At 65.5% G+C, this 24,219-nt stretch carries 15 protein-coding genes and 1 tRNA gene; 7 read left to right on the top strand and 9 right to left on the bottom strand.

From position 1 onward, the window contains the following. Positions 1–288 precede the first annotated feature (288 nt). Positions 289–933, top strand: coding sequence for a hypothetical protein (locus tag H7F35_RS15540; protein WP_187113709.1), 645 nt, complete (start codon positions 289–291; stop codon positions 931–933). A gap of 12 nt (positions 934–945) precedes the next feature. Here H7F35_RS15540 and H7F35_RS15535 read toward each other — a convergent pair whose 3' ends face one another. Further along, on the bottom strand, positions 946–1,965 hold the full coding sequence (locus tag H7F35_RS15535; protein WP_187113708.1) for an AEC family transporter: 1,020 nt from the start codon (positions 1,963–1,965) through the stop codon (positions 946–948). 122 nt (positions 1,966–2,087) lie between these two features. Here H7F35_RS15535 and H7F35_RS15530 point away from each other — a divergent pair, with 122 nt between their 5' ends. The 6 genes from H7F35_RS15530 (at position 2,088) to H7F35_RS15505 (ending at position 9,515) form a co-directional block, all read left to right on the top strand. Next, positions 2,088–4,187 carry an ATP-dependent helicase gene (locus H7F35_RS15530; RefSeq protein ID WP_187113707.1) on the top strand — a complete coding sequence of 700 codons (2,100 nt, stop codon included), beginning with the start codon at positions 2,088–2,090 and terminating at the stop codon, positions 4,185–4,187. Next, positions 4,184–4,651 carry a hypothetical protein gene (locus H7F35_RS15525; protein WP_187113706.1) on the top strand — a complete coding sequence of 156 codons (468 nt, stop codon included), beginning with the start codon at positions 4,184–4,186 and terminating at the stop codon, positions 4,649–4,651. The genes H7F35_RS15530 and H7F35_RS15525 overlap by 4 nt, the downstream gene beginning before the upstream one ends. Next, positions 4,648–5,811 (top strand): phospholipase A, encoded by a 1,164-nt coding sequence (locus H7F35_RS15520; RefSeq protein ID WP_187113705.1) that lies wholly within the window; start codon positions 4,648–4,650, stop codon positions 5,809–5,811. Before H7F35_RS15525 ends, H7F35_RS15520 begins: the two co-directional genes overlap by 4 nt. 31 nt (positions 5,812–5,842) lie before the next feature. Further along, complete coding sequence (gene nadE / locus H7F35_RS15515) at positions 5,843–6,694, top strand: ammonia-dependent NAD(+) synthetase (protein WP_187113704.1); 852 nt, start codon at positions 5,843–5,845, stop codon at positions 6,692–6,694. Between the two features lie 118 nt (positions 6,695–6,812). Continuing rightward, complete coding sequence (locus tag H7F35_RS15510) at positions 6,813–8,090, top strand: DSD1 family PLP-dependent enzyme (protein ID WP_187113703.1); 1,278 nt, start codon at positions 6,813–6,815, stop codon at positions 8,088–8,090. A gap of 39 nt (positions 8,091–8,129) precedes the next feature. Beyond that, the gene (locus tag H7F35_RS15505) at positions 8,130–9,515 is read left to right on the top strand and encodes a coniferyl aldehyde dehydrogenase (RefSeq protein WP_410010780.1); all 1,386 of its coding nucleotides are present in this window, start codon (positions 8,130–8,132) and stop codon (positions 9,513–9,515) included. A 93-nt stretch (positions 9,516–9,608) separates the two neighbouring features. On the opposite strand, the gene H7F35_RS15500 is transcribed toward H7F35_RS15505, so the two are convergent. The 8 genes from H7F35_RS15500 to rpoB all read right to left on the bottom strand — a co-directional run bounded on the left by H7F35_RS15500 (position 9,609) and on the right by rpoB (position 23,966). Beyond that, positions 9,609–9,684: transfer RNA gene (locus H7F35_RS15500), tRNA-Phe, on the bottom strand. A 26-nt stretch (positions 9,685–9,710) separates the two neighbouring features. Continuing rightward, the gene (locus H7F35_RS15495) at positions 9,711–10,412 is read right to left on the bottom strand and encodes a response regulator (RefSeq protein WP_187113701.1); all 702 of its coding nucleotides are present in this window, start codon (positions 10,410–10,412) and stop codon (positions 9,711–9,713) included. A gap of 88 nt (positions 10,413–10,500) precedes the next feature. After that, positions 10,501–12,831, bottom strand: a complete 2,331-nt coding sequence (locus H7F35_RS15490; protein WP_187113700.1) for a sensor histidine kinase — start codon at positions 12,829–12,831, stop codon at positions 10,501–10,503. Continuing rightward, positions 12,828–13,463 (bottom strand): DUF4390 domain-containing protein, encoded by a 636-nt coding sequence (locus tag H7F35_RS15485; RefSeq protein ID WP_261803643.1) that lies wholly within the window; start codon positions 13,461–13,463, stop codon positions 12,828–12,830. The genes H7F35_RS15490 and H7F35_RS15485 overlap by 4 nt, the downstream gene beginning before the upstream one ends. Beyond that, a complete protein-coding gene (gene rsmB, locus H7F35_RS15480) occupies positions 13,444–14,775 on the bottom strand; it encodes a 16S rRNA (cytosine(967)-C(5))-methyltransferase RsmB (protein ID WP_187114288.1) in 1,332 nt (443 codons plus the stop codon). Before rsmB ends, H7F35_RS15485 begins: the two co-directional genes overlap by 20 nt. A 111-nt stretch (positions 14,776–14,886) precedes the next feature. Further along, on the bottom strand, positions 14,887–15,492 hold the full coding sequence (locus tag H7F35_RS15475; protein ID WP_187113699.1) for a lema family protein: 606 nt from the start codon (positions 15,490–15,492) through the stop codon (positions 14,887–14,889). Between the two features lie 96 nt (positions 15,493–15,588). Beyond that, complete coding sequence (rpoC, locus tag H7F35_RS15470; RefSeq protein WP_187113698.1) at positions 15,589–19,821, bottom strand: DNA-directed RNA polymerase subunit beta'; 4,233 nt, start codon at positions 19,819–19,821, stop codon at positions 15,589–15,591. A gap of 20 nt (positions 19,822–19,841) precedes the next feature. Beyond that, a complete protein-coding gene (rpoB, locus tag H7F35_RS15465; protein ID WP_187113697.1) occupies positions 19,842–23,966 on the bottom strand; it encodes a DNA-directed RNA polymerase subunit beta in 4,125 nt (1,374 codons plus the stop codon). Between the last annotated feature and the right edge of the window lie 253 nt (positions 23,967–24,219).

Genomic DNA, 24,219 nt, shown 5'->3' with positions numbered 1-24,219 from the left:
GCGCGCCCCATTCACATCTTTGACTGGCGACCACTGTAGCAGCGCTTCTGCAAACTGAAGCATTCAACTGAAGTGGTAGCGGCCCCTATGCCTTACGGCCTGCCCTTTGTCCTACCCCCAAATTTGTGAAAAACCAGTTGACGGCAGGGCATGCCGCTGTTCAAGCTGTAAAGGCGCGAACTCATCCCGGATCGCGCGTTCCAAACATGCTCGCTCATCGCAAAGGTCGCCGTGAAACCGTCGTCTTTTTCTGCTTGGGTTCTGTCATTCACCTGCCTCGCATGGACCATGGGAGCGCCTGTTTCCGCGGCCGAGCTTTCACTGCAGGGCAGCCGGCTGGTGGTGTCGGGCACGCTCGACGGCAGCGCGATCAAGGACTTTACACAGCAGTTGGGCAGCGGCACGGTGCACACCGTCGTCTTTGAAGACTCGTTCGGCGGCACCGCCGAAGCGGCCGGCGCCTTTGCCGATGCGATCCGGCTGAGCGGCGTGCAGACCGAGGTGCGGGGCCAGTGCATGGCCGCCTGCGCCTATGCCTTCCTGGCCGGCAAGACCCATCGCTTCGGCTACGGCCTGCAGGTCAACGGCATCCTGCTGCCGGTGGCGGCACGGCCCACGGCGGCCGAACTGGCGGTGCGCTGGCGCGGCGACGAAGCCCACAAGACGCTGGCCGATTTCACGCCGCCCGCGGCCGCCGTCACGACGGTGGCCGCAGCGGCCCCGGTGGCAACCCCCAAGCCGGTGGAAGCCAGCGCGCCTCCCGTCAAGGACAATTGGCAGCCCGACCACGGCGTGCTGTTCACCGCCAGCCCCTCGCTGTTCGGACGCATCTACAACACCTACTACTGCGACGGCACGCAGGGCCGCGACTTCTCGAAGTGCGAGCGCCTGCCCGATGCCGACCCGTACAAGCTCGGCGTGCTGACGCCGTAGCCGCCCATCGGCTCAGCGCAGCGCGCCGACCGCCAGCGGAAAGCTGAAGAAGGCCACCACCGTCGTCCACAGGATGATGCGGGCGATACGGCCGTTGTCCGCGCCGAAGCGTTCGGCCAGCATCGACACATTGCTCGCGCTCGGCAGCGCCGCAACCAGCACGATCACCACCAGCGCGGCTGGCGCCAGCGGCAGGCCCAACGCCATGACGGCGAGCCCCAGGCCCCAGACCAGCAGCGGATGCACCAGCAGCTTGACGGCCACCACCGGCAGCACATCGCCCCACGGCGCCTTGGCGGCCGCCTTGCCGGTCGTGCCCATGGCTTCGGCCACGGCCGCGCTGGCGCCGTGTTCGCGCGCCAGCAGCGCCGAGCGGGCCAGCACCGCGCCGATGGTGAACAGCGCCACCGGCGATGCGGCATCGGCCAGCATCGCCACCGTGCGCTCCAGCGGCCCCGGCAACGGCCAGCGCGCGGCCGACAGCAGCACGCCCAGCAGAATCGACCACGGCATCGGATTGACCAGGATGCCGCGCAGCGCCTTGCGCGCGGCCTGCGTGGCGCCATGCACTCCTGCGCCGCCCGCCCCATCGAGCCGCGACAGCGCGATGCACAGCGACGACGTGACGACAAGGTCGAACGCGATCGTGATGATCATCGGCCCGGCCGCCTGCGCCCCGAGGATGGCCACCAGCAGCGGCACGCCCATGAAGCCGGTGTTCGGAAAGGCCGCCACCAGCGCGCCGAAGGCCGCGTCGTTCCAGCCGACGCGCGCGTTGCGGGTGAACATGACCACGCCCGCCACCACGGCCAGCGCGCTGACGCCCCATACCAGTGCCACGCTGCCATCGAGCAGTTGCCCGATCGGCGTGCCGGCGCCAAAGCGCAGCAGCATGCACGGCAGCGCGAAATACAGCACGAAGGTGTTGAGGCCGGGAATCGCGTCCAGCGGCAGGATGCGGGTGCGCGCGGCCCCATAGCCAGCGGCAATCAGCGCGAAAAATGGGAAAGTTACAAGAAATACAGGCAGCACACCGCAATTGTCGTTTCCCGCCGGAAACGGTGCCGGCTGACAACGCGCCAGGGGGTCGGCCCCGTATCATTGACCGCTTTGCGCCTGCCGTTCCCCACGGCGTTTTCCGGTTCCCCTCCCCCATGTCTCACGGTCTCAATCTCGCGCAGCAAGAAGCGGTCAATTACATGCACGGTCCCTGTCTGGTGCTTGCGGGTGCAGGCTCGGGCAAGACGCGCGTGATCACGCACAAGATCGGCCGGCTGATCCAGGCCGGCCTCGAACCCAAGCGCATCGCGGCCATCACCTTCACCAACAAGGCGGCCGCCGAAATGCGCGAGCGCGCCAAGGACCTCATCGGCAAGGACGCGCGCAAGGTGGTGGTCTGCACCTTCCACGCGCTGGGCGTGCGCATGATGCGCGAAGACGGCGCGGTGCTGGGCCTGAAGTCCGCCTTCAGCATCCTGGACAGCGACGACGTCACGAAGATATTGAAGGACGCCGGCGGCACCACCGACACGGCCACCGCGCGCATCTGGCAGTGGACCATCAGCAAGTGGAAGAACATGGGCCTGAACGCCGAGCAGGCCGCGGCCGCTGCGGTGGACGACAACGAGCGCATCACCGCCGAGGTCATGGCCCACTACCAGGAGCGGCTGCAGGCCTACCAGAGCGTCGACTTCGACGACCTGATCGGCATGCCGCTCAAGCTGCTGCACGACTTCCCCGAAGTGCGCGCCAAGTGGCAAGCCGCGCTCGGCCACATCCTGGTGGACGAATACCAGGACACCAACGCCACGCAGTACGAAGTGCTCAAGGCCCTGGCCGGCGAGAGCGGACGCATCACCGCGGTGGGCGACGACGACCAGTCGATCTACGGCTGGCGCGGTGCCACGCTGGACAACCTGCGCAAGCTGCCGGTCGACTACCCGACGCTCAAGGTCATCAAGCTGGAGCAGAACTACCGCTCCACCAGCGCCATCCTGCGGGCCGCCAACAACGTGATCGGCCCCAACCCCAAGCTGTTTCCCAAGACGCTGTTCTCCGAACTCGGCGAAGGCGAGCCGGTGCGCATCGTCGATGCCGACAGCGAACTGCACGAGGCCGAACGCACGGTCGCGCGCATCATCAGCCTGCGCGCGGGCGATGCCACTTCTCAGGGCAAGCAGTACAAGGAGTTCCGCGATTTCGCCATCCTGTACCGCGCCAACCACCAGGCCCGCATCTTCGAGCAGGCGCTGCGCAAGGCGCAGATCCCGTACAAGGTGTCGGGTGGCCAGAGCTTCTTCGACCGCGCCGAAATCAAGGACCTGTGCGGCTGGTTCCGCCTGTGGGTCAACAACGACGACGACCCGGCATTCCTGCGCGCCATCACCACGCCCAAGCGCGGCATCGGCCACACCACGCTGGCCAGCCTGGGCACCTTCGCGAGCCAGTACAAGCTGAGCCTGTTCGCAGCGCTGTTCAGCCCGTCGCTGCCCAGCGTGATGCCCAAGCGCACGCTCGAAGGCGTTCATGAGTTCAGCCGCTACATCAACGACCTCGAATACCGCGCGCGCCGCACCATGGGCGCGGAAGATTCGCGCGCGTTCATGCTCGAATGGCTCAAGGAAATCGACTACGAGCGCCACCTCTACGAAGGCGAAGACAGCGAAGCGGCCGCGGCCTCGCGCTGGAACAACGTGCTGGAGTTCGTCGACTGGATGTCGCAGCGCGCCGGCGGCTCGCTCGACGACGCCTCGGGCGCCAACGACAACGAGACCGAGCGCAAGAGCCTGCTCGAAGTGGCGCAGACCATCTCGCTGCTGTCGACCATCAGCGAACGCGAGCAAGACCAGGACGTGGTCACGCTCTCGACGCTGCACGCATCGAAGGGCCTGGAGTGGCCGCACGTGATGCTGATCGGCGTGACCGAAGGCCTGCTGCCCTTCAAGCTCGAAGACGACAACGGCCGCCAGAAGGTGATCAGCGACGAGACGCTGCAGCGCCTGCAGGAAGAGCGCCGCCTGATGTACGTGGGCATCACCCGCGCGCAGCGCAGCCTGGCCGTGAGCTGGACCAAGAAGCGCAAGCAGGGCCGCGACATGGTGCCCTGCGTGCCGAGCCGTTTCATCGCCGAGATGGGCCTGAACAAGGAAACGACGAAGGAAGACCCGCGCGAAAAGCTCAAGGCGCTGCGCGCCGAGTTCGCGCGCAAGGCACAGGACAGCGCGGCCGCCAAGGCGGCTGCCGCCGCGTCATGAAGGCGAGCCTCGCGGCGCTCCTCATCGGCACCGTCGGCGCGCTCTCGGGCTGCGCAACGGGCCCCGGCGGCAGCAGCGACCCCAACTGCCCGGCCGACGCGCGCCAGCTTCCGCTGCAATCGCTCTACGGCCGCTGGGAGGCCCGCTTCGACAATCTGCCCGCCGTGGCCAGCGTGCAGCTGGGCAAGCACCCCGACTACGACGGCGTGCGCGGCACCATCACGCGCAACGCCGGCAACCGGGCGAAGGCCTCGGTCGCGCAACTCGCGGGCGATGTCGACGACGAAGGCGCGCTCTCCATCGACGAATCGCTGGATGGCCATGCCATCAGCGGCGTGTGGTCGGGCAAGCTGCTGGCCGGCTCGTGCGGCCGCGAATTCAGGGGAACGTGGCGCGACGCCACGGACGAGAGCACACATCCATTTGTGCTCAACAAGACCAGCGGTGCGGAAGGAAAGCAATGACGACAAGCCCCCACTTCAACTTCGGCGCGCTGGCGACCGCCGTGGCCTGCCTCGGCGGTGCCGCGGCGCACGCGCAGGCCGTCGACAAGCCGGCGAGCCCGCTGGCCGATGCGCAGCTCACCTGGCAACAGTGCGCGGCGCTGGGCGCCAACAACGACGCGCGCCTGGCCTGCTTCGACCGCTGGGCGCAGCAGCAGACGCTGCCCTCGGCATCGGTGCCGGCCGCGCCTGCGGTGCTCGCGAGCACGCAGCCGCCGGTGGACAGCTCGATTCCCGCCACGCGCGTGGTGTCGGTCGCCACCACCGAAGGCTGCCGCGACCGCCAGTACTCGTCGCTGTCGCGCTTCTGGGAACTCGAGAACGCCACCGACTGCGGCACCTTCGGCTTTCGTGGCTACCGCCCGCTCAATGTGTCGGTCTCGGCGGCCACCAAGAAGCCGCAGACACCCACCTCGCCCTCGCCCGACCACACCGGCGACCCGATCGCCTACCAGGCCAACGAGATGCGCATCGGCCTGTCGGTGCGCACCAAGCTCGCGCAGGGCATGCTCACGCAGAACGACCCGACCCGCAAGGACTCGCTGTGGTTCGCCTACACGCAGCAGTCGACCTGGCAGTTGTTCAACGGCGCGATCTCGCGGCCGTTTCGCACCACCGACCACGAACCCGAGCTGATGTATGTCTACCCGACCGACTTCAAGCTGCCGGGCGGCTGGCGCTGGCGCTATACCGGCGTGGGGCTGGTGCACCAGTCGAACGGCCAGAGCCTGCCGCTGTCGCGAAGCTGGAACCGCGTCTACCTGATGGGCGGCGCCGAACTGGACGACCGCTTCACCATCACCGGGCGCATCTGGAAGCGCATCTCCGAGAGCGCGGCCAAGGACGACAACCCCGACATCTCCGACTACATCGGCCGTGCCGAGATCACCGGGCGCTGGAACCTGAACCGCGACAACCAGCTCGGCATCACGGTGCGCAACAACCTGCGCGACAGCGGCCGCGGCTCGGTACGGCTCGAATGGCTCAAGGCCATCGGCGATCCGACCAAGAGCAATCTGCGCTTTCACACGCAACTGTTCTCGGGCTATGGCGACACGCTGGTCGACTACAACCGCAAGCGCACGGTCCTGAGCATCGGGCTCAGTCTTGTGGACTTCTGATTTCTTCTTTCTTCACACGCAGGCAAACCCCATGAGTGCAGATCTGTCCCCCGTCGATGCCACGCAGCGCGAGATCATCGCGGCGCTGCATGTCGCGCCGGTCTTCGATGCGGCCGCCGAGCTGGAGCGCCGCGTGGCGTTCCTGGCCGACTACCTGCGCGGCACCGGCCTGAAGACGCTGGTGCTGGGCATCAGCGGCGGTGTCGATTCGCTCACCGCCGGTTGCCTGGCACAGCGCGCCGTCGAGCGGCTGCGCGCCACCGGCTACACCGCGAGCTTCATCGCGATGCGCCTGCCCTACGGCGTGCAGAAGGACGAAGCCGAAGCGCAAGCCTCGCTCACGGTCATCAAGCCCGACCGCACGGTCACCGTCGATATCCGCCCCGCGGCCGACGGCATGCTCGCGGCGCTGAAGGCCGGCGACCTGGAGTTCCGCGACGCGGCGCACGAAGACTTCGTGCTCGGCAACATCAAGGCGCGCGAGCGCATGGTTGCGCAGTTCGCGGTGGCGGGCGCGCACGACGGCATCGTCATCGGCACCGACCATGCGGCCGAAGCGCTGATGGGCTTCTTCACCAAGTTCGGCGACGGCGCGGCCGACATCACGCCGCTCACGGGCCTGAACAAGCGCCGCGTGCGCGCGGTGGCGCAACTGCTCGGCGCACCCGATGCGCTGGTCTACAAGGTGCCCACGGCCGACCTCGAATCGCTGGTGCCGGGCAAGCCCGATGAAGACGCCTTCGGTGTGAGCTACGAGCAGATCGACGACTTTCTCGAAGGCAAGCCCGTGTCCGCGGCGGCGCGCGCCATCATTCTTTCGACGCATCGCAAGAGCGCGCACAAGCGCGCGTTGCCGGTCGAGCCGCCCGTCGCCGGCGGCTGACGAGAACAGGCGCGGGGTTCATCAACGCCCCGCTGATCATTTCCGACGCGGCCCGTACAACTTGACTCGGATGGGTGCATGCTCGCCCCTGTCTGCGTCAACTGTCCGGAGTGAATGCATGAGCCGTCGAAAGATCCTGCTGGGTACCTTGGGTGTGGCTGCTGTCGGCGCCTTTGCGCTGCGGCCCGGCGACCACGGCGCGCCGTATGACGACTACTTCCGCGCGCTCAACGACGAGCTGAAGAAGAACGGTCCGATGCGCCCCTGCATGGTCATCGACCTCGACCGCATGGACCGCAATCTCGACCTCGTGATGCAGAGCCTGAAGCAAGGCGACAAGCACTACCGCATCGTCGAGAAGTCGCTGCCCTCGCATGCGCTGATCGACTATGTCGCGAGGCGCTCGGGCACGAAGCGGCTGATGTCGTTTCACCAGCCCTTCCTGAACATCGACGCGCAGATCTTTCCGGACTTCGACATCCTCATGGGCAAGCCGCTGCCGGTGCATTCGGCAGAGCTGTTCTACAAGAAGCACAAGGGGGCCTTCGATCCGTCGCGGCAACTGCAATGGCTGCTCGACACGTCCGAGCGGCTGCAGCAGTACCTGGCGCTTGCGAAAGGGCTGGGCACGAAGATGCGCATCAACATCGAGATCGACGTGGGCCTGCATCGCGGTGGCGTGGCCGACAACGCCACACTGGGGCGCATGCTCGACCTGATCGCGGCCAATCCGCAGCAGTTGGCGTTCGCGGGCTTCATGGGCTACGACGCGCATGTGGGCTTCGGCGTGCCGAAGGCGCTGGGGTCGCCGCAGGAACTGCTGGGCAAGGCCATGACGATCTACCAGGGCTTTGTCGACCACGTGCGCGGGCACTACCCGGCGCTGTGGAACGACGGCCTCACGCTCAACACTGGCGGCAGCCCGAGCTACAAGCTGCACGAGGCCGAGAAGCTGAGCACCGAGGTCAGCACCGGCACGGCCCTGCTCAAGCCCACGCACTACGACATCGACACGCTGGCCGCGCATGTGCCGGCCGCCTTCATCGCCACGCCGGTGATCAAGGCCACGGGGCCGGTGATGATTCCGGCGCTCGACGGCAAGTCGAAGATCTTCTCGTGGTGGGACGTGAACCAGCGCGAGACCTTCTACGTCTACGGCGGCTACTGGCTGGCCGAGTACGAGTCGCCGAAGGGTCTTCAATTCAACGGCATCCTGGGGCACAGTGCCAACCAGGAGAACGTGACCGGCTCGCCGGCCGTGGGCCTGAAGGTGGACGACCAGGTGTTCCTGCGCCCGGCCATCGTCGAAGGCGTGCTGCTGCAGTTCGGCGACCTTGTCACGTTGCGCGGCGGGAAGATCCAGGATTACTGGCCGGTGTATCAACAGACGGGCTGAGAAGCCCTTGCGGCGTACATACCCATGGGACAACAAGACATGCGACAGACATTCGATGCCATGCGCGCCGCGAGCCTGCGCGCGCAAACGCCGCCATGGAGCGAGCGCGCCGACCGCCTCAAGCGGCTGCGCGCGCTGGTGAAGGACAACCGCAAGGAAATCGCCGCGGCCATCAGCGCCGACTTCTTCAACCGGCCCTTTCAGGAAACCGAACTGGCCGAGGTGTTCCCCGCCATCGAGGGCATCAACCATGCGTTGAGCCACGGCAAGAAATGGATGCGGGTGCGGCGTCGCTCGACGGGTCTGTGGTTCAAGCCCGCGTCGTCGCGGATCATGCCGCAGCCGCTGGGCGTGGTCGGCATCGTGGTGCCATGGAACTACCCGCTGAACCTGGCCGTGGGGCCGATGACCGCGGCGCTGGCGGCGGGCAATCGCGTGATGCTGAAGCAATCGGAGTTCACGCCCCGCTTTGCCGAGCTGTTCGCGAAGCTGGTGCGTGCAAGCTTTGCGGAAGACGAGATCGCGGTCGTCAACGGCGATGCCGAGGCAGCGCGCGAATTCTCCGGCCTGCCCTTCGACCATCTGCTGTTCACCGGCTCGACGGCCGTGGGCCATCATGTGATGCGCGCCGCGAGCGAGAACCTCACGCCGGTCACGCTGGAGCTGGGCGGCAAGTCGCCCGCGATCATCGGGCCCGATGCCAATTTCGAGAAAGCCGTGGAACGCATCCTCGTGGGCAAGACGCTCAACGCGGGCCAGACCTGCATCGCGCCCGACTACGTGCTGGTGCCCGAAGGCCAGCAACAGCGCTTCATCGACAGCGCGCGGCGCGTGTTCTCGGCGATGTACCCGAACCTTGCCACCAACACCGACTACACGAGCATCGTGAGCCCGCGCCATTTCTCGCGGCTGCAGGAACTCGCGGCGCTGGCGCAGCAGGAAGGCGCATCCGCCGTGCCGTTGTCCGACATGGCGCCCGACGCCGCCACACGGCGCTTTCCGCCGGTGCTGCTGACCGGCGTGCAGGACAGCATGCGCGTGATGAAGGAAGAAATCTTCGGGCCGCTGCTGCCAGTGATGGGCTATGGCGCCATCGATGAAGCCATCGCCTATGTCAACGCGCATCCGCGGCCGCTGGCGCTGTACCTGTTCGAGAAGAACCGCGCGACCATCGACCGCGTGATGCACGACACCGTGGCCGGCGGCGTGTCGATCAACGACACGCTGCTGCACATCGCCCAGGACGACCTGCCCTTCGGCGGCGTCGGTGCGAGCGGCATGGGCGCGTACCACGGGGAATACGGCTTCGAGACCTTCTCGAAGATGAAGCCGATCTTTCACCAGTCGGCGTTCAACGGGCTTGGGCTGTTCAAGCCGCCTTACGGGAAGACCTTCGAGCGAATGATGAAGCTGCTGGTGCGCTGAAGCCGACGCTGTCGTCGGGTGGCTGGGTCCGGCTGCAGGGCCTCAGAAGTAGAAAAGCCCTTGATCCTGTTAGGAATCAAGGGCTTAGCGATTTGGTGGCCTGGGGCGGAATCGAACCACCGACACGCGGATTTTCAATCCGCTGCTCTACCAACTGAGCTACCGGGCCTCGGTTGCATTGTGTGCAGCCCTAAATTATACAGCGCTTCTGCGCCCTCTTGAAAGATCCACGCCAAGTTGTTTGAGTTTGCGATACAGATGGGTGCGCTCCAGGCCGGTTTTTTCGGCAACGCGGGTCATCGAACCGTTTTCCATCGCGAGGTGGAACTCGAAGTACGCCTTCTCGAAGCCGTCGCGCGCATCGCGCAGCGGGCGATCGAGGTCAAAGCTCTGGGTCGACTGCGGGCCCGCATCGGGCACAGGCACGGAAGCCAGGGACGCCATCAGCAGGCTGTCGCCCGTGGTCGTGATGGCCGCCGGCTGGTGGCCGCCCGCCGGCGCGGGCACCACGCCTGCGGCAGCGCGGCGTGCGCTTTCGCGGGCCAGGCCCTGCTCGACGGCCTTGAGCAGCTTCTGCAGCGTGATCGGCTTTTCGAGGAATGCGAAGGCGCCGATGCGCGTGGCGTCGACAGCCGTGTCGATGGTCGCGTGTCCGCTCATCATGATGACCGGCATGCTCAGCAGGCCGGCGGTGGACCACTCCTTGAGCAGCGTGACGCCGTCGGTGTCCGGCATCCAGATGTCGAGCAGCACGAGGTCGGGCCGCGCGCGCTGGCGCGCAGCGCGGGCTTCGGCGGCGTTTTCCGCGAGCTCCACGTTGTGCCCTTCGTCATTGAGAATTTCGAAGAGCAGGTCCCGAATGCCCAGCTCGTCATCGACCACGAGAATGTTTGCCATGAGTGCTGCTTGTTGTATGCGCTGGTGTCTGCAAAGGTAGGTAGGTCCGCTGGCCCGTCCATCGCCTGAACGACGGATTTGTTCGCGCTCAGGTGGCGGAAGACTTCGAATCTTCAGTGTGAGCGGTCGCTGCGCGCGACTCGCTTGCCAGCGCGAATGATAGCGAGACTTGCGCCCCTGCCACAGCCCCGTCGACAACACGGTTGGAAAGCTCGATGCGCGCACCGTGTTCGTCGGCGATCTTCTTGACGACGGCAAGGCCCAAACCGGTACCTTTTGTTTTCGTCGTGACATAGGGCTCGAAGGCGCGTTTGAGAATGTTCTCGGCGAAACCCGGGCCACTGTCTTGCACGGTCAGGCGCACGCGCTGGCCCGAATCGCCCAGCCGCGTGCGAACGACGACCTCGCCTGCCTTGCCGGTGCCACTGGCTGCAGCCTCTGCGGCGTCCTGCGCGTTTTGCAGCAGGTTGTGCAGGACCTGGCGGATCTGCTGCTCGTCGCCGCGGATCGGCGGGCAGCGCTCGTCGAGTTCGGAGCGCAGCGTGATCGGCAGGCTCTCGGCGTTGTAGAGCTGGAGCACATCGACCAGCAAGGCGTTGAGGTCGACCGGCTTGAGGTCGGCCGCAGGCAGGCGCGCGTAGTCGCGGAATTCGTTCACCAGCCGCTTCATTGCATCGACCTGGTCGACGATGGTCTTCACCGACTTCACGAGGATGGCCTGCTCGGGAGCCGCAACCTTGCCCGAGAGCTTCATTTCGAGCCGCTCGGCCGACAACTGGATCGGCGTCAGCGGGTTCTTGATTTCATGCGCCAGCCGGCGCGCCACTTCGCCCCAGGCCTGGGCGCGCTGAGCCGACACGATTTCGGAGATGTCGTCGAACACCAGCAGCCGCGCGGCACCGGGCAGCTCCGCGCCGCGCGCGACGATGTTGATGGCGCCATCCTGTTGCGGCAGGTCGGTGCCGCTGGCGTGCAGCTCGAAGGCATGCTGCCAGTGGTCGAGGCCGTGCTGCATGCGTTCGACCTGGAACTCGTCGAACTGCTGCTGCACCTTGGCGCCGAAGTCGGCCAGGCCCGGCACATCGACGAGCGCCCGCCCTTCGTAGGCGGCCAGCGGGGCGCGCAGCACGCGGGTGGCGCCCGGGTTGGTCGACAGCACGATGCCCCTGGCGTCGAGCACGATCACGCCCGAGGTGAGGTTGTCGAGGATCGTCTGCAGGTTGGCACGGGCGGCATCGAGCTGGCCCATGGTCTTCTCGACCGCGCCGCGCGCGTCCGCCAGTTGCTGGGTCATCACGGCAAAAGAGCGCGTGAGGCCACCCAGCTCATCCTTGCCCTGCAGCACGGCGGTGGGCCGCAGGTCACCAGCGGCGACCTGGCGCACGCCATCGGCCAGTACGAGCAGCGGCCGTGCAAGCTGGTTGCCAAACAGCACAGCCAGCAGCACCGCACCGAACACGGCGAGGAACAGGCTCAGCGTGAGCGTGCCGATGTACATGCGGCGCAGGCCGCCACGCGCCAACGCTCGCTCCTGGTATTCGCGATTCGCTTCCTGCACGTCCAGCGCGTTCTTGACCACGGCCGGCGGCAGCAGCCGCGTGACCTGCAGGTAGCGCGGCGCGGTGTCGAAGTCGAAGCCCGGTCGCTGCACCATGGCCAGCGCGCGCACGCTCGCGGCCGGTGGCGCGGCACCGGGGATGGCGGTTTCGTCCAGGCCTTCGATGTGTGCGACGGGCCGATCCGGCCGGACCTGGCGGAACTGCTGGGTGGTCGGCCGCTCCGGGTTGAGCTGGAAGCGCGAGGCGCCCGCGCCGGCGATCAGTTGCCCGGAGCCGGTCCAGAGCACCACGTCGCTGGCTTCGAGCTGGTCGCGGATGCGCTCCAGCACCAGGCCCGCGCTCGCATCGGGCACCTGGGCCAGTTGCGCGCTCGCGCTGCGCGTCTTCGTGGCCAGGTCGTCGGACAGTGAATCGAGCGTGGCGCGGCCGAGGTTCAGGCCCGCGTCGAGTGCACCTTCGACCTTGACGTCGAACCAGCTCTCGATGGAGCGTTCGACGAACTGGTAGGACACAACGTAGACCAGCGCCCCGGGCACCACGCCCACCAGCGCGAAGATGGCCGCCAGCTTGATCAGCAGGCGGCTGCCGAACTTGCCCTGGCGCAAGCGCCGCAGCAGCCGGAAGGCGACCCAGCCGATCACCAGCACCAGCAGCACCGCCACCACGACATTGATGCCGAAGAGGCGCACGTAGTAGCGCTCGTACAGCTCGCGGTTGTTGGTGGCCTGCGCCAGCAGGAACATCAGCACGAGGCCGATGGCCGTCACCATCGCGGCGCCCACACCCACGGCCCAGCGCATTGCGCGCGAGCGGCGAGCAACGGGCGTGGCCGCTGCGCCGCTGCGCGGTGGGGTGCTCACCGCTGCTTCTCCAGCGCCATCCGCGCAGTGCGCTCGGCCGAGATGTTCCAGTCGGCCTGGCCGACGACACCAATCTGGAAGGGACGCGGAAGCTGCGAGGTATCGAGCCGGAAGCGGAAGGTCACCTGGTGCAGCGGCTCGTCGCCGATCTCGGCCACGTCGCCCAGCCGCATGCGACCGATGCGCTTGATGGCGTCCAGTGCGTCGCCGAGGGTGTCGAAATTCTGGTTCAGCGAAATGCCCAGGCCCACCGCGCCGGTGATCGGCAACGGCGACACGTTGAGCCGCCAGCGCCGCGTGAGTGGCTGGTAGGCCAGCCGCATGTGGCGCTGCACTTGCGCCACCTTGCGGTCGGTCCAGTACCAGCGCTCCTGGAAGAGCTCGCCCTCGGCCACGAAGTAGATGGCAATGCCCTTGTCGAGGACCTCCTCGACCAGCGTGGGCAGCTCGAACTGCACGGCGGCACTCAAGTAGACGCCGTCATCGGACTGCTCCAGGCGCATCTGCGTGATCGAGGCGCCGGTGCGGCCTTGAGCGGCGGCTGGGGCCGGCAGCCACGCCATCAACATCAGCCAGACCCAGAGCACGGCCAGCAGGACCGGCCAGCGCCGCTCAGTGCGGGCGCTTTTCAAGCAGGGCGTAGAAGAAGCCGTCGTGGTCACCTGAGGGATTGTCCGGGACGCCACGGGCATTCGCCCCGCTTTGAGGCAGCAAATGGCCCGGTGACGGCCGCAATCGTGCGTTGGTGTTGTGTACAAGAAACGCATCAATTTGTTGCGAGCCCTCTTCACGAAAGACGGAACAGGTGCAGTAAAGAAGACGGCCGCCGGGCCGCACCAGCGGCCAGAGCGCGGCCAGGAGCGTGGCCTGCTGGGCAGCCAACTGGGCGGTGTCGCTCTCGCGGCGCAGCCAGCGGACGTCGGGATGGCGGCGGACGATGCCCGAAGCGGTGCATGGCGCGTCGAGCAGGATGGCGTCGAAAGGCGTGCCGTCCCACCAGTCGGCGGGGCGTGCGGCGTCGGCGACCACCACCTGGGCCTTCAGGCCGAGGCGGACCAGGGTTTCGTCGATCCGGCGGCTGCGGACGGCATCGACCTCCAGGGCGATCACATCGACGGCGTCTGCGCCGGCCATCTCGAGCAGGTGTGCGGTCTTGCCGCCAGGTGCGGCGCAGGCGTCGAGCACGCGCAGCGGTGCGGCGCCTGGCTTCGCGGGCAGCAAGCCGTCGAGCAGCAGGGGCGCAGCCATCTGGGCGGCCGCATCCTGCACCGAACAGGACCCGTCGGCAAAGCCGGGCAGCTGCTGCACCGGGCGTGCGCGTGCCAGTTGCAGGCCACTGGGGCCCACGCGGGTAGCGGCAAGACCCACGGCCTCCAGCTCCGACAGATAAGACACTGCGGTGGATTTCCGGGCATTGACGCGCAGCGTCATCGGCGCCTGCGCGTTGTCGGCACTCAGCACACGCTGCCATTCACGCGGATGGTCGCGCTTGAGGCGTTCAATCCACCAGCGCGGATGATTCCATTGCGCGACCGGCTCGCTGTCGGTGACAGCCACCAGTTCATCGCGTTCGCGCAGGAAACGGCGCAGGCAGGCGTTGATGAAGCTGGCCTGCGCCCGCGTGGCGGGGTTCCGCTTGGCGGCTTCGACGGCCTGGTCGACCAGCGTGAAGGGTTCGTAGGGCGCACGTTCGCCGTCCCAGGCCAGCGCCAGCGCAGTGCACAGCAAGGCATCAGGCAATGGCGGCGGCGTGCGCTTGGCGAGATGGCGGCGCAATGCTTCGGCGCGGCCGAGCCAGCGCAGCACCTGGAAGCCGAGCGCCTGCACGCCAGGACGCATTGCCGGCTCGACGGCTTCGAACGCCACGGAGCCCGAAGTGCCGGCACGGATCGACGCCAACGCCACCGCGGTCAATTGCAGTTGGCGCCACAGCGGCGGTTGCAGCAGCGGCGAGGCGTTGCTGGAGGGATCGGTAGGTAGTTCAGCCAAGTTGGGGCGATGGTAACGGGCGAGCCAAAGGCAGGACGCCGCGCAAGGTAAAGAAAGGAGGCCGCGTCAGAGCAAAGGCGCGGCCGGACGCAGGCGCACGGCCCATGCCACCAGCAGCGCCGGAAACTGGGCCAGTGCGCTGTTGTAGTGCCTCACCGCGATGTTGAACTGGTTGCGAGCGATCTCGGCGGCGGCCGAAGGCTCGGGCCACGCAATCGGCTCGATGGCACTGGGCACTGCGGCCACGGACCCGGGTTGCAACTGCGCCGGGCGCGAGAGCGTCCCATCGGCATCGAAGACCGTCACCGCATCCGGGTGCTGGCGTTGCCACGCACCGATCCACACCTGCAGCGCGGTTGCCAGTGCGGCCATGCCGCCGGCATCGAGCGGGTGCAGCCGGGTCGCGCCCAGCAGGGTTCCCAGCTGGGTGGTGGAGGCCTGCAGCGGCGCGATCGACGACAGCAGTTCGTTCGGCGGCGCCTCGGCCGGCAACTCGGCGGTAATGCTCGCCTGGACAAAGTCCAGTTGCTTGCTCAACGCCGCATCGAGCGTGGTGTAGGCCTGCAGTACGGTCGCGCGCAAACGCACCAACCGGTTGTAAGCGCCGACAAACCAGAACAGCAGCACCGCGATCACGATCCAGCTGGCCAGCGATTCGGGCAACAAGCTCATCGACAAAGCCTCATGGAAAACACAAAGAAAAACGCCCCCCAACCGTGAGCGGTCGGGGGGCGTGGGGTACCGGTCATGGCCGGTGATGCTAACCAGTTATTCGGTCGCGGCGCCTTCGCTGGCGTCGGCCGTGCTGGTCACATCGCTGTCGCCGGAGCCTGCCAGTTCGGCAGCTTCCGATTCGGCGATGGCGCGGCGCTCGGCCTCGTCCATGGCGTCCTTGACCTTGCGGGCCTGGTGGTACGCCATGCCGGTGCCTGCGGGAATCAGGCGGCCGACGATGACGTTTTCCTTCAGGCCGCGCAACTCGTCGCGCTTGCCCATGATCGCGGCTTCGGTCAGCACGCGCGTCGTTTCCTGGAACGAGGCAGCCGAGATGAACGAGTCGGTCGACAGCGATGCCTTCGTGATACCCAGCAGCAGGTTGGTGAACGTCGCGGGGATCTTGCCAGCGGCGCGCAGGGCGTCGTTGGTGTTGAGCATTTCGCTGCGTTCGACCTGTTCGCCGGAGATGTAGCCGGTCTCGCCGATGTTGTCGACCACGACGCGACGCAGCATCTGGCGAACGATCACCTCGATGTGCTTGTCGTTGATCTTCACACCCTGCAAGCGGTACACGTCCTGCACTTCGTCCACGATGTAGCGCGCCAGTTCTTCCGAGCCCAGCAGGCGCAGGATGTCCTGCGGATCCGCCGGACCGTCGACCACGGACTCGCCCTTGTTCACCACCTGGCCTTCGTGCACCAGGATGTTCTTTTCCTTCGGCACGAGGTCTTCGTAGACGCCGCCTTCGGGATCGGTGATCTGCAGGCGAATCTTGCCCTTGGTCTCTTTACCGAACGACACGGTGCCGGTCATTTCGGCCAGCATGCCCTTGTCCTTCGGCGAACGGGCTTCGAACAACTCGGCCACACGCGGCAGACCGCCGGTGATGTCGCGGGTCTTCTGGCCTTCAACCGGAATACGCGCCAGCACTTCGCCGGGGCCCACGTCCTGTCCGTCGCGGATCTGCACCAGCGAGCCGATGGGGAAGCCGATGGTCACCGAGTGATCGGTGCCCGGGATCTTCACTTCCTGGCCTTGTGCGTCGATCAGCTTGACCTGCGGGCGAACGACCTTGGCAGCGCCGCGGCGCTTCGGATCGATCACGACCAGGGTCGACAGACCGGTCACTTCGTCCACCTGCTTGGCGACCGTGAGGCCTTCCTCGACGTTCTCGAACTGCGTCTTGCCGGCGAATTCCGTGATGATGGGGCGCGTCAGCGGATCCCAGTTGGCGAGCACGTGGCCGGCCTTGATCTGCTGGTCGGCCTTGACCGCCAGGATCGCACCGTACGGCACCTTGTGACGTTCGCGCTCGCGGCCGTGTTCGTCATGGATGACGATCTCGCCCGAACGCGAAATCACGACCAGATCGCTCTTGCTGTTGGTCACGTAGCGCATCGTGGCGTTGAAGCCGATCGAACCGTTCGACTTGGCTTCGACACTCGAGGCCACTGCCGCACGCGATGCCGCACCACCGATGTGGAACGTACGCATCGTGAGCTGCGTGCCGGGTTCGCCGATGGACTGGGCAGCGATCACACCGACGGCTTCGCCGATGTTGATCAGGCCACCACGGCCCAGGTCGCGGCCGTAGCAGGTCGCGCAGATGCCGAAACGGGTTTCGCAAGTCAGCGCGGTACGCACCTTGACCTCGTCGACGCCTTGCGCCTCGAGCTCTTCGATGTTGTCTTCGTCGAACATCTCGCCGGCCTTGAGCAGCACCGAACGGTTTTCCGGGTGCAGCACGTCGTCCGCAGCCGAGCGGCCCAGGATTCGGTCGCGCAGCGACTCGATCACTTCACCGCCTTCGACGATGGCGCGCATCAGGTAGCCGTTGTGCGTGCCGCAGTCCTGCTCGGTCACGACCAAGTCTTGCGTCACGTCGACCAGACGACGGGTCAGGTAACCCGAGTTCGCCGTCTTCAGCGCCGTGTCGGCCAGACCCTTACGGGCACCGTGGGTGGAGATGAAGTACTCCAGCACGTTCAGGCCTTCGCGGAAGTTCGCGGTAATGGGCGTCTCGATGATCGAGCCGTCCGGCTTGGCCATCAGGCCCCGCATACCGGCCACCTGGCGAATCTGCGCTGCGGAACCGCGAGCGCCCGAGTCGGCCATCATGTAGATGGAGTTGAACGACTCTTGCTCGACGTCCTTGCCATGGCGATCGATGACGCGCTCCTTGGAGAGCTTGGCCATCATGACCTTCGACACTTCGTCGCCGGCCTTGCCCCAGATGTCCACCACCTTGTTGTAGCGTTCGCCGGAAGTCACCAGACCGGACACGTACTGCTGTTCGATCTCCTTCACTTCCTTGGCGGAGCGCTCGATGATGCCGTGCTTCTCTGCGGGCACCAGCATGTCGTCGATGGCGATCGAGATACCAGCCTTGGTTGCCAGACGGAAGCCGTTTTGCAGCAGCTTGTCGGCGAACACGACGGTCTCTTTCAGGCCGCACTTGCGGAACGAGACGTTGATGAGCTTGGAGATTTCCTTCTTCTTCAGCGCCTTGTTGATGTTCGAGAACGGCAGGCCCTTGGGCAGGATCTCGGACAGCAGTGCACGGCCCACGGTGGTGTCCACGAGCGAAGTCGACGGCGTGAACACGCCGGTTTCCTTGTCCTTCGTGTACTCCGTGATACGCACGGCGACGCGGGCGGTCAGCTCGGCTTCGTTGGCGTCGAGCGCGCGCTGCACTTCACCGATGTCGGAGAAGATCAGGCCCTCGCCCTTGCCGTTGATGCGGTCGCGGGTCGTGTAGTACAGACCCAGCACCACGTCTTGCGAAGGAACGATCGACGGTTCACCCGAAGCCGGGAACAGCACGTTGTTGGAGGCCAGCATCAGCGTGCGGGCTTCCATCTGCGCTTCCACCGACAACGGCACGTGAACGGCCATCTGGTCACCGTCGAAGTCGGCGTTGAAGGCCGCGCAAACGAGCGGGTGCAGCTGGATGGCCTTGCCTTCGATCAGGATGGGTTCGAAGGCCTGGATGCCCAGACGGTGCAGCGTAGGCGCACGGTTCAGCATCACCGGGTGTTCCTTGATCACCTCTTCCAGGATGTCCCAGACCACCGGCGTGCCCGATTCGACTTCCTTCTTGGCGGCCTTGATCGTCGTCGCGATGCCCATGGCTTCGAGGCGCGAGAAGATGAAAGGCTTGAACAGTTCGAGCGCCATCAGCTTGGGCAGGCCGCACTGGTGCAGCTTGAGCGTCGGGCCCACCACGATGACCGAACGGCCCGAGTAGTCGACGCGCTTGCCCAGCAAGTTCTGACGGAAACGACCGCTCTTGCCCTTGATCATGTCGGCGAGCGACTTGAGCGCGCGCTTGTTGGCACCCGTCATGGCCTTGCCGCGACGACCGTTGTCCAGCAGCGAGTCGACAGCTTCCTGCAGCATCCGCTTTTCGTTGCGCGCGATGATTTCCGGAGCCTTCAGCTCCAGCAGGCGGCGCAGACGCGAATTGCGGTTGATGACGCGGCGGTACAGGTCGTTCAGGTCGGAGGTCGCGAAGCGGCCGCCGTCCAGCGGCACCAGCGGACGCAGGTCCGGCGGCAGCACGGGCAGCACGTCGAGCACCATCCACTGGGGCTTGATGCCCGACTTGCGGAAGGCTTCCAGCACCTTCAGGCGCTTGGAGTTCTTCTTGACCTTGACTTCGGAGCCGGTCAGGTCGCCGCGCAGGCGTTCGATCTCGCTGTCGAGTTCGATGCCTTCGAGCAGGTCCTTGATGCCTTCGGCGCCCATCTTGGCCACGAATTCGTCGCCGAATTCCTTGCGCTTGGCGTCGTAGTCGTCCTCGGACATGATGCCGAACTTCTTCAGCGGGGTCATGCCGGGGTCGGTGATCACGTACGCTTCAAAGTACAGCACGCGTTCGATGTCGCGCAGCGTCATGTCGAGCACGAGGCCCAGACGCGACGGCAGCGACTTCAGGAACCAGATGTGGGCGCAGGGCGCGGCCAGGTCGATGTGACCCATGCGCTCGCGACGCACCTTGGTCTGCGTGACTTCAACGCCGCACTTCTCGCAGATCACGCCGCGGTGCTTCAGGCGCTTGTACTTGCCGCACAGGCATTCGTAGTCCTTAATGGGCCCGAAGATCTTGGCGCAGAACAGGCCGTCGCGTTCGGGCTTGAAGGTGCGGTAGTTGATCGTCTCGGGCTTCTTCACTTCGCCGAAAGACCACGAACGGATCTTCTCGGGCGAAGCCATGCCGATCTTGATGGCATCGAAATGCTCATCCGGCGTGAATTGCTTGAACAGGTCGAGTAATGACTTCATGTGACTCTTTCCTTGTCTGCTTATGAGCGTTCGAGTTCGATGTCCAGGCCCAGGGAACGGATTTCCTTGACCAGCACATTGAACGATTCCGGCATGCCGGCTTCGATGGAGTGTTCGCCCTTGACGATCGACTCGTAGACCTTGGTGCGGCCGACCACGTCATCGGACTTCACCGTCAGCATTTCCTGCAGCACGTAAGCGGCGCCGTAGGCTTCCAGTGCCCACACTTCCATTTCACCGAAGCGCTGGCCACCGAACTGGGCCTTGCCGCCCAGCGGTTGTTGCGTCACGAGCGAGTACGGGCCGGTGGAACGGGCGTGCATCTTGTCGTCGACCAAATGGTGCAGCTTCAAGAAGTGCATGTAACCCACGGTGACCGGACGATCGAACTGGTCGCCGGTGCGGCCGTCGAACAGGTAGGCCTGCGTGCGCGTATCGGTCAGGCCCTTGAGCTTGGCGATGTCGTCCGGGTAGGCGAGCTTCAGCATGCCGCGGATTTCTTCTTCCGAAGCACCGTCGAACACTGGCGTTGCGAACGTGGCGCCGTTCGTCAGGTTGGCGGCCATTTCGAGCAGTTCGGTATCGCTCAGCTGGCCGAGCTCTTCCTTGCGGCCCGAGCCGTTGTACAGCTGCTCCATGAACTTGCGCAGCTCGGCCACCTTGGCCTCTTGCTGCAGCATGTCACCGATGCGCTGGCCGATGCCCTTGCCGGCCCAGCCCAGATGCACTTCGAGAACCTGGCCCACGTTCATCCGCGAAGGCACGCCCAGCGGGTTCAGGCAGATGTCGCACGGCGTGCCGTCGGCCATGTGGGGCATGTCTTCGACCGGAACGATCTTGGACACCACACCCTTGTTGCCGTGACGGCCGGCCATCTTGTCGCCGGGTTGCAGGCGGCGCTTGACGGCCAGGTAGACCTTGACCATCTTGAGCACGCCCGCGGGCAGCTCGTCGCCCTGCGTGAGCTTCTTGCGCTTTTCTTCGAACGCGAGGTCGAAGCTGTGGCGCGTCTGCTCCAGCGAGTTCTTGATCGACTCGAGCTGCGTCGCCACTTCGTCTTCCGCCGGGCGGATGTCGAACCAGTGGAACTTCTCGACCGACGACAGGTAGGCCTTGTCGAGCTTGGTGCCCTTGGCCAGCTTGTTCGGGCCGCCGTTGGCGACCTTGCCCGTCAGCAGCTTCTCGATACGGTCGAACGCGTCGGCTTCGACGATGCGAAGCTGGTCGTTCAAGTCGAGGCGGAAGCGCTTGAGTTCGTCGTCGATGATCTGCTGGGCGCGCTTGTCGCGCGTGATGCCTTCGCGGGTGAACACCTGCACGTCGATCACGGTGCCTTGCGAGCCCTGATCCACACGCAGCGAGGTGTCCTTCACGTCGGAAGCTTTCTCGCCGAAGATGGCGCGAAGCAGCTTCTCTTCAGGCGTCAGCGTGGTCTCGCCCTTCGGCGTGACCTTGCCCACCAGCGTGTCGCCCGGCTGCACTTCGGCACCGACATAAATGATGCCGGATTCGTCGAGGCGGTTGAGCTGCTGCTCAGCCAGGTTCGGGATGTCGCGCGTGATTTCTTCGGCACCGAGCTTGGTGTCGCGAGCCATCACCACCAGTTCCTCGATGTGGATCGAGGTGTAGCGGTCTTCCGCGACGACGCGTTCCGAGATCAGGATCGAGTCTTCGAAGTTGTAGCCGTTCCAGGGCATGAACGCGATCAGCATGTTCTGGCCGAGGGCCAGTTCGCCGAGGTCGGTCGATGCGCCGTCGGCCACCACGTCGCCCTTGGCGATCTTGTCGCCGCGCTTGACGATCGGGCGCTGGTGGATGTTGGTGTTCTGGTTCGAACGCTGATACTTGATCAGGTTGTAGATGTCCACACCGACTTCACCTGCCGCCGCTTCGGCGTCGTTCACGCGCACCACGACACGGGTCGCATCGACGTAGTCGACGATACCGCCACGGGTGGCCGTGACCACGGTGCCCGAGTCGACCGCGGAAACGCGCTCGATACCGGTACCGACCATCGGCTTTTCGGGACGCAGCACAGGCACGGCCTGACGCTGCATGTTGGCGCCCATCAACGCGCGGTTCGCATCGTCGTGCTCAAGGAACGGCACGAGCGAGGCAGCCACCGACACGATCTGCGCGGGCGACACGTCCATGTACTGGATGCGCTCGGCACCGACCAGGATCGATTCGCCGGCTTCACGCGCCGAGACCAGGTCGCCGGTCAGCACGCCGTCCTTGTCCAGGGCCGCATTGGCCTGGGCGATGACGTACTTGCCTTCTTCGATGGCCGACAGGTAGTCGATGTCCATCGTGACCTTGCTGTCGACCACGCGACGGTACGGCGTCTCGATGAAGCCGTATTCGTTCAGGCGGGCGTACAGGGCCAGCGAGTTGATCAGGCCGATGTTCGGGCCTTCAGGCGTTTCGATCGGGCACACGCGGCCGTAATGGGTCACGTGCACGTCGCGCACTTCGAAGCCTGCACGTTCACGCGTCAAACCACCCGGGCCAAGGGCCGACACGCGGCGCTTGTGGGTGATTTCGGACAGCGGGTTCGTCTGGTCCATGAACTGCGACAGCTGCGAAGCGCCGAAGAATTCCTTCAGCGCGGCCGAGATCGGCTTGCTGTTGATCAGGTCGTGCGGCATCAGCGGCTCCTGCTCCGCTTGACCCAGACGTTCCTTCACGGCCTTCTCGATGCGGGCCAGGCCGGTGCGGTACTGGTTTTCGGCCAGTTCGCCGACGCAACGCACGCGGCGGTTGCCCAGGTGGTCGATGTCGTCGACTTCGCCGTTGCCGTTACGCAGGTCAACGAGGATCTTGACCACGGCCAGGATGTCTTCGTTGGTCAGCACCATCGGGCCGGTCGATTCGTCGCGGCCAACCTTGGCGTTGAACTTCATGCGGCCCACGCGCGACAGGTCGTACGTGTCCGGGTTGTAGAACAGACGCTGGAACAAGGCCTGCACTGCGTCTTCGGTCGGCGGTTCGCCGGGGCGCATCATGCGGTAGATGGCCACGCGCGCTGCGAACTCGTCGACGGTTTCGTCGATGCGCAGCGTTTGCGAGATGTACGCGCCCTGGTCCAGTTCGTTCGTGTAGATGACCTGGATGTCCTGCACGCCCGAGGTGCGCAGCTTCTTGAGCAGCGCTTCGGTCAGCTCGTCGTTGGCCTTGGCCAGGATTTCACCGGAGTCGGCATCGACGATGTTGCGGGCAATGACACGGCCCACCAGGAAGTCTTCGGGCACGCTGATGTGCGTGGTGCCGCCTTGTTCCAGCTCGCGCGTGTGGCGCGCGGTGACGCGCTTGTCCTTGGCGACCACGACCTTGCCCGACTTGTCGGTGATGTCAAAGCGCGCGACTTCGCCGCGCAGGCGCTCGGAGACGAACTCCATCTGCGCGCCGCTGTCCATCAGGCGGAAGTTGTCGTTCACGAAGAAGTTCGCGAGGATCGATTCCGGGTTCAGGCCGATGGCCTTCAGCAGGATCGTGACCGGCATCTTGCGGCGACGGTCCACGCGGAAGTACAGCATGTCCTTCGGGTCGAACTCGAAGTCGAGCCACGAGCCGCGGTAAGGAATCACGCGGGCCGAGAACAGCAACTTGCCCGAGCTGTGCGTCTTGCCCTTGTCGTGCTCGAAGAACACGCCGGGCGAGCGGTGCAGCTGGGACACGATCACGCGCTCGGTGCCGTTGATGATGAACGAACCCTTCTCGGTCATGAGCGGCACTTCGCCCATGTAGACCTCTTGTTCCTTCACTTCCTTGACCACCTTCGACTGCGACGTCGACGACTCGCGGTCATAGATGATGAGCTGGACCTTGGCGCGCACGGCCGAGGCGAAAGTCAGACCACGGGTCTGGCATTCACGCACATCGAAAGCCGGCTTCGCGAGGTTGTACTCGAGGAACTTCATCTCGACAAAACCGTTGTGCGAGACGATCGGGAAAGCGGCGTCGAACGCGGCTTGCAGGCCTTCGACGGTGCGCTGTTTGGGGGCAATGCCGGCTTGCAGGAACGCGGTGTAAGCGTCTTTTTGCATCTGCAGCAGGTAGGGGATTTCGACGACGCTGTCGCGATTACCGAAACTTTTTCGGATGCGCTTGCGTTCGGTGTAACTGTACGCGGACGTTTGGGCCATGAGAGCTCCGGAGCTTGAGATCTTCAGCGACTTGGTTCGGGTGCAAATGCACCACTCCTTGGCGGCTGGCCACTACCAGCCGTTGGCGGACGGTGATGCATTGCACATCACCCGAACCAAGGGGTCTTCTGCAGTCGGGGTCAGAAGACACTCAAAAAACATCTCGTTTGGGCTTTTCCGTCGACCTGAAGGTCTCCGGGAAAGCCGGCAACGAGCCGGCTTTTGGGTGCGCTCTGAAAGCGCCAAAGGCTGG

Origin of the sequence: Variovorax sp. PAMC26660 (genome assembly GCF_014302995.1) — a bacterium.
Lineage (GTDB): Bacteria > Pseudomonadota > Gammaproteobacteria > Burkholderiales > Burkholderiaceae_C > Variovorax.
This window is presented reverse-complemented; position numbering and strand designations above follow the sequence as displayed.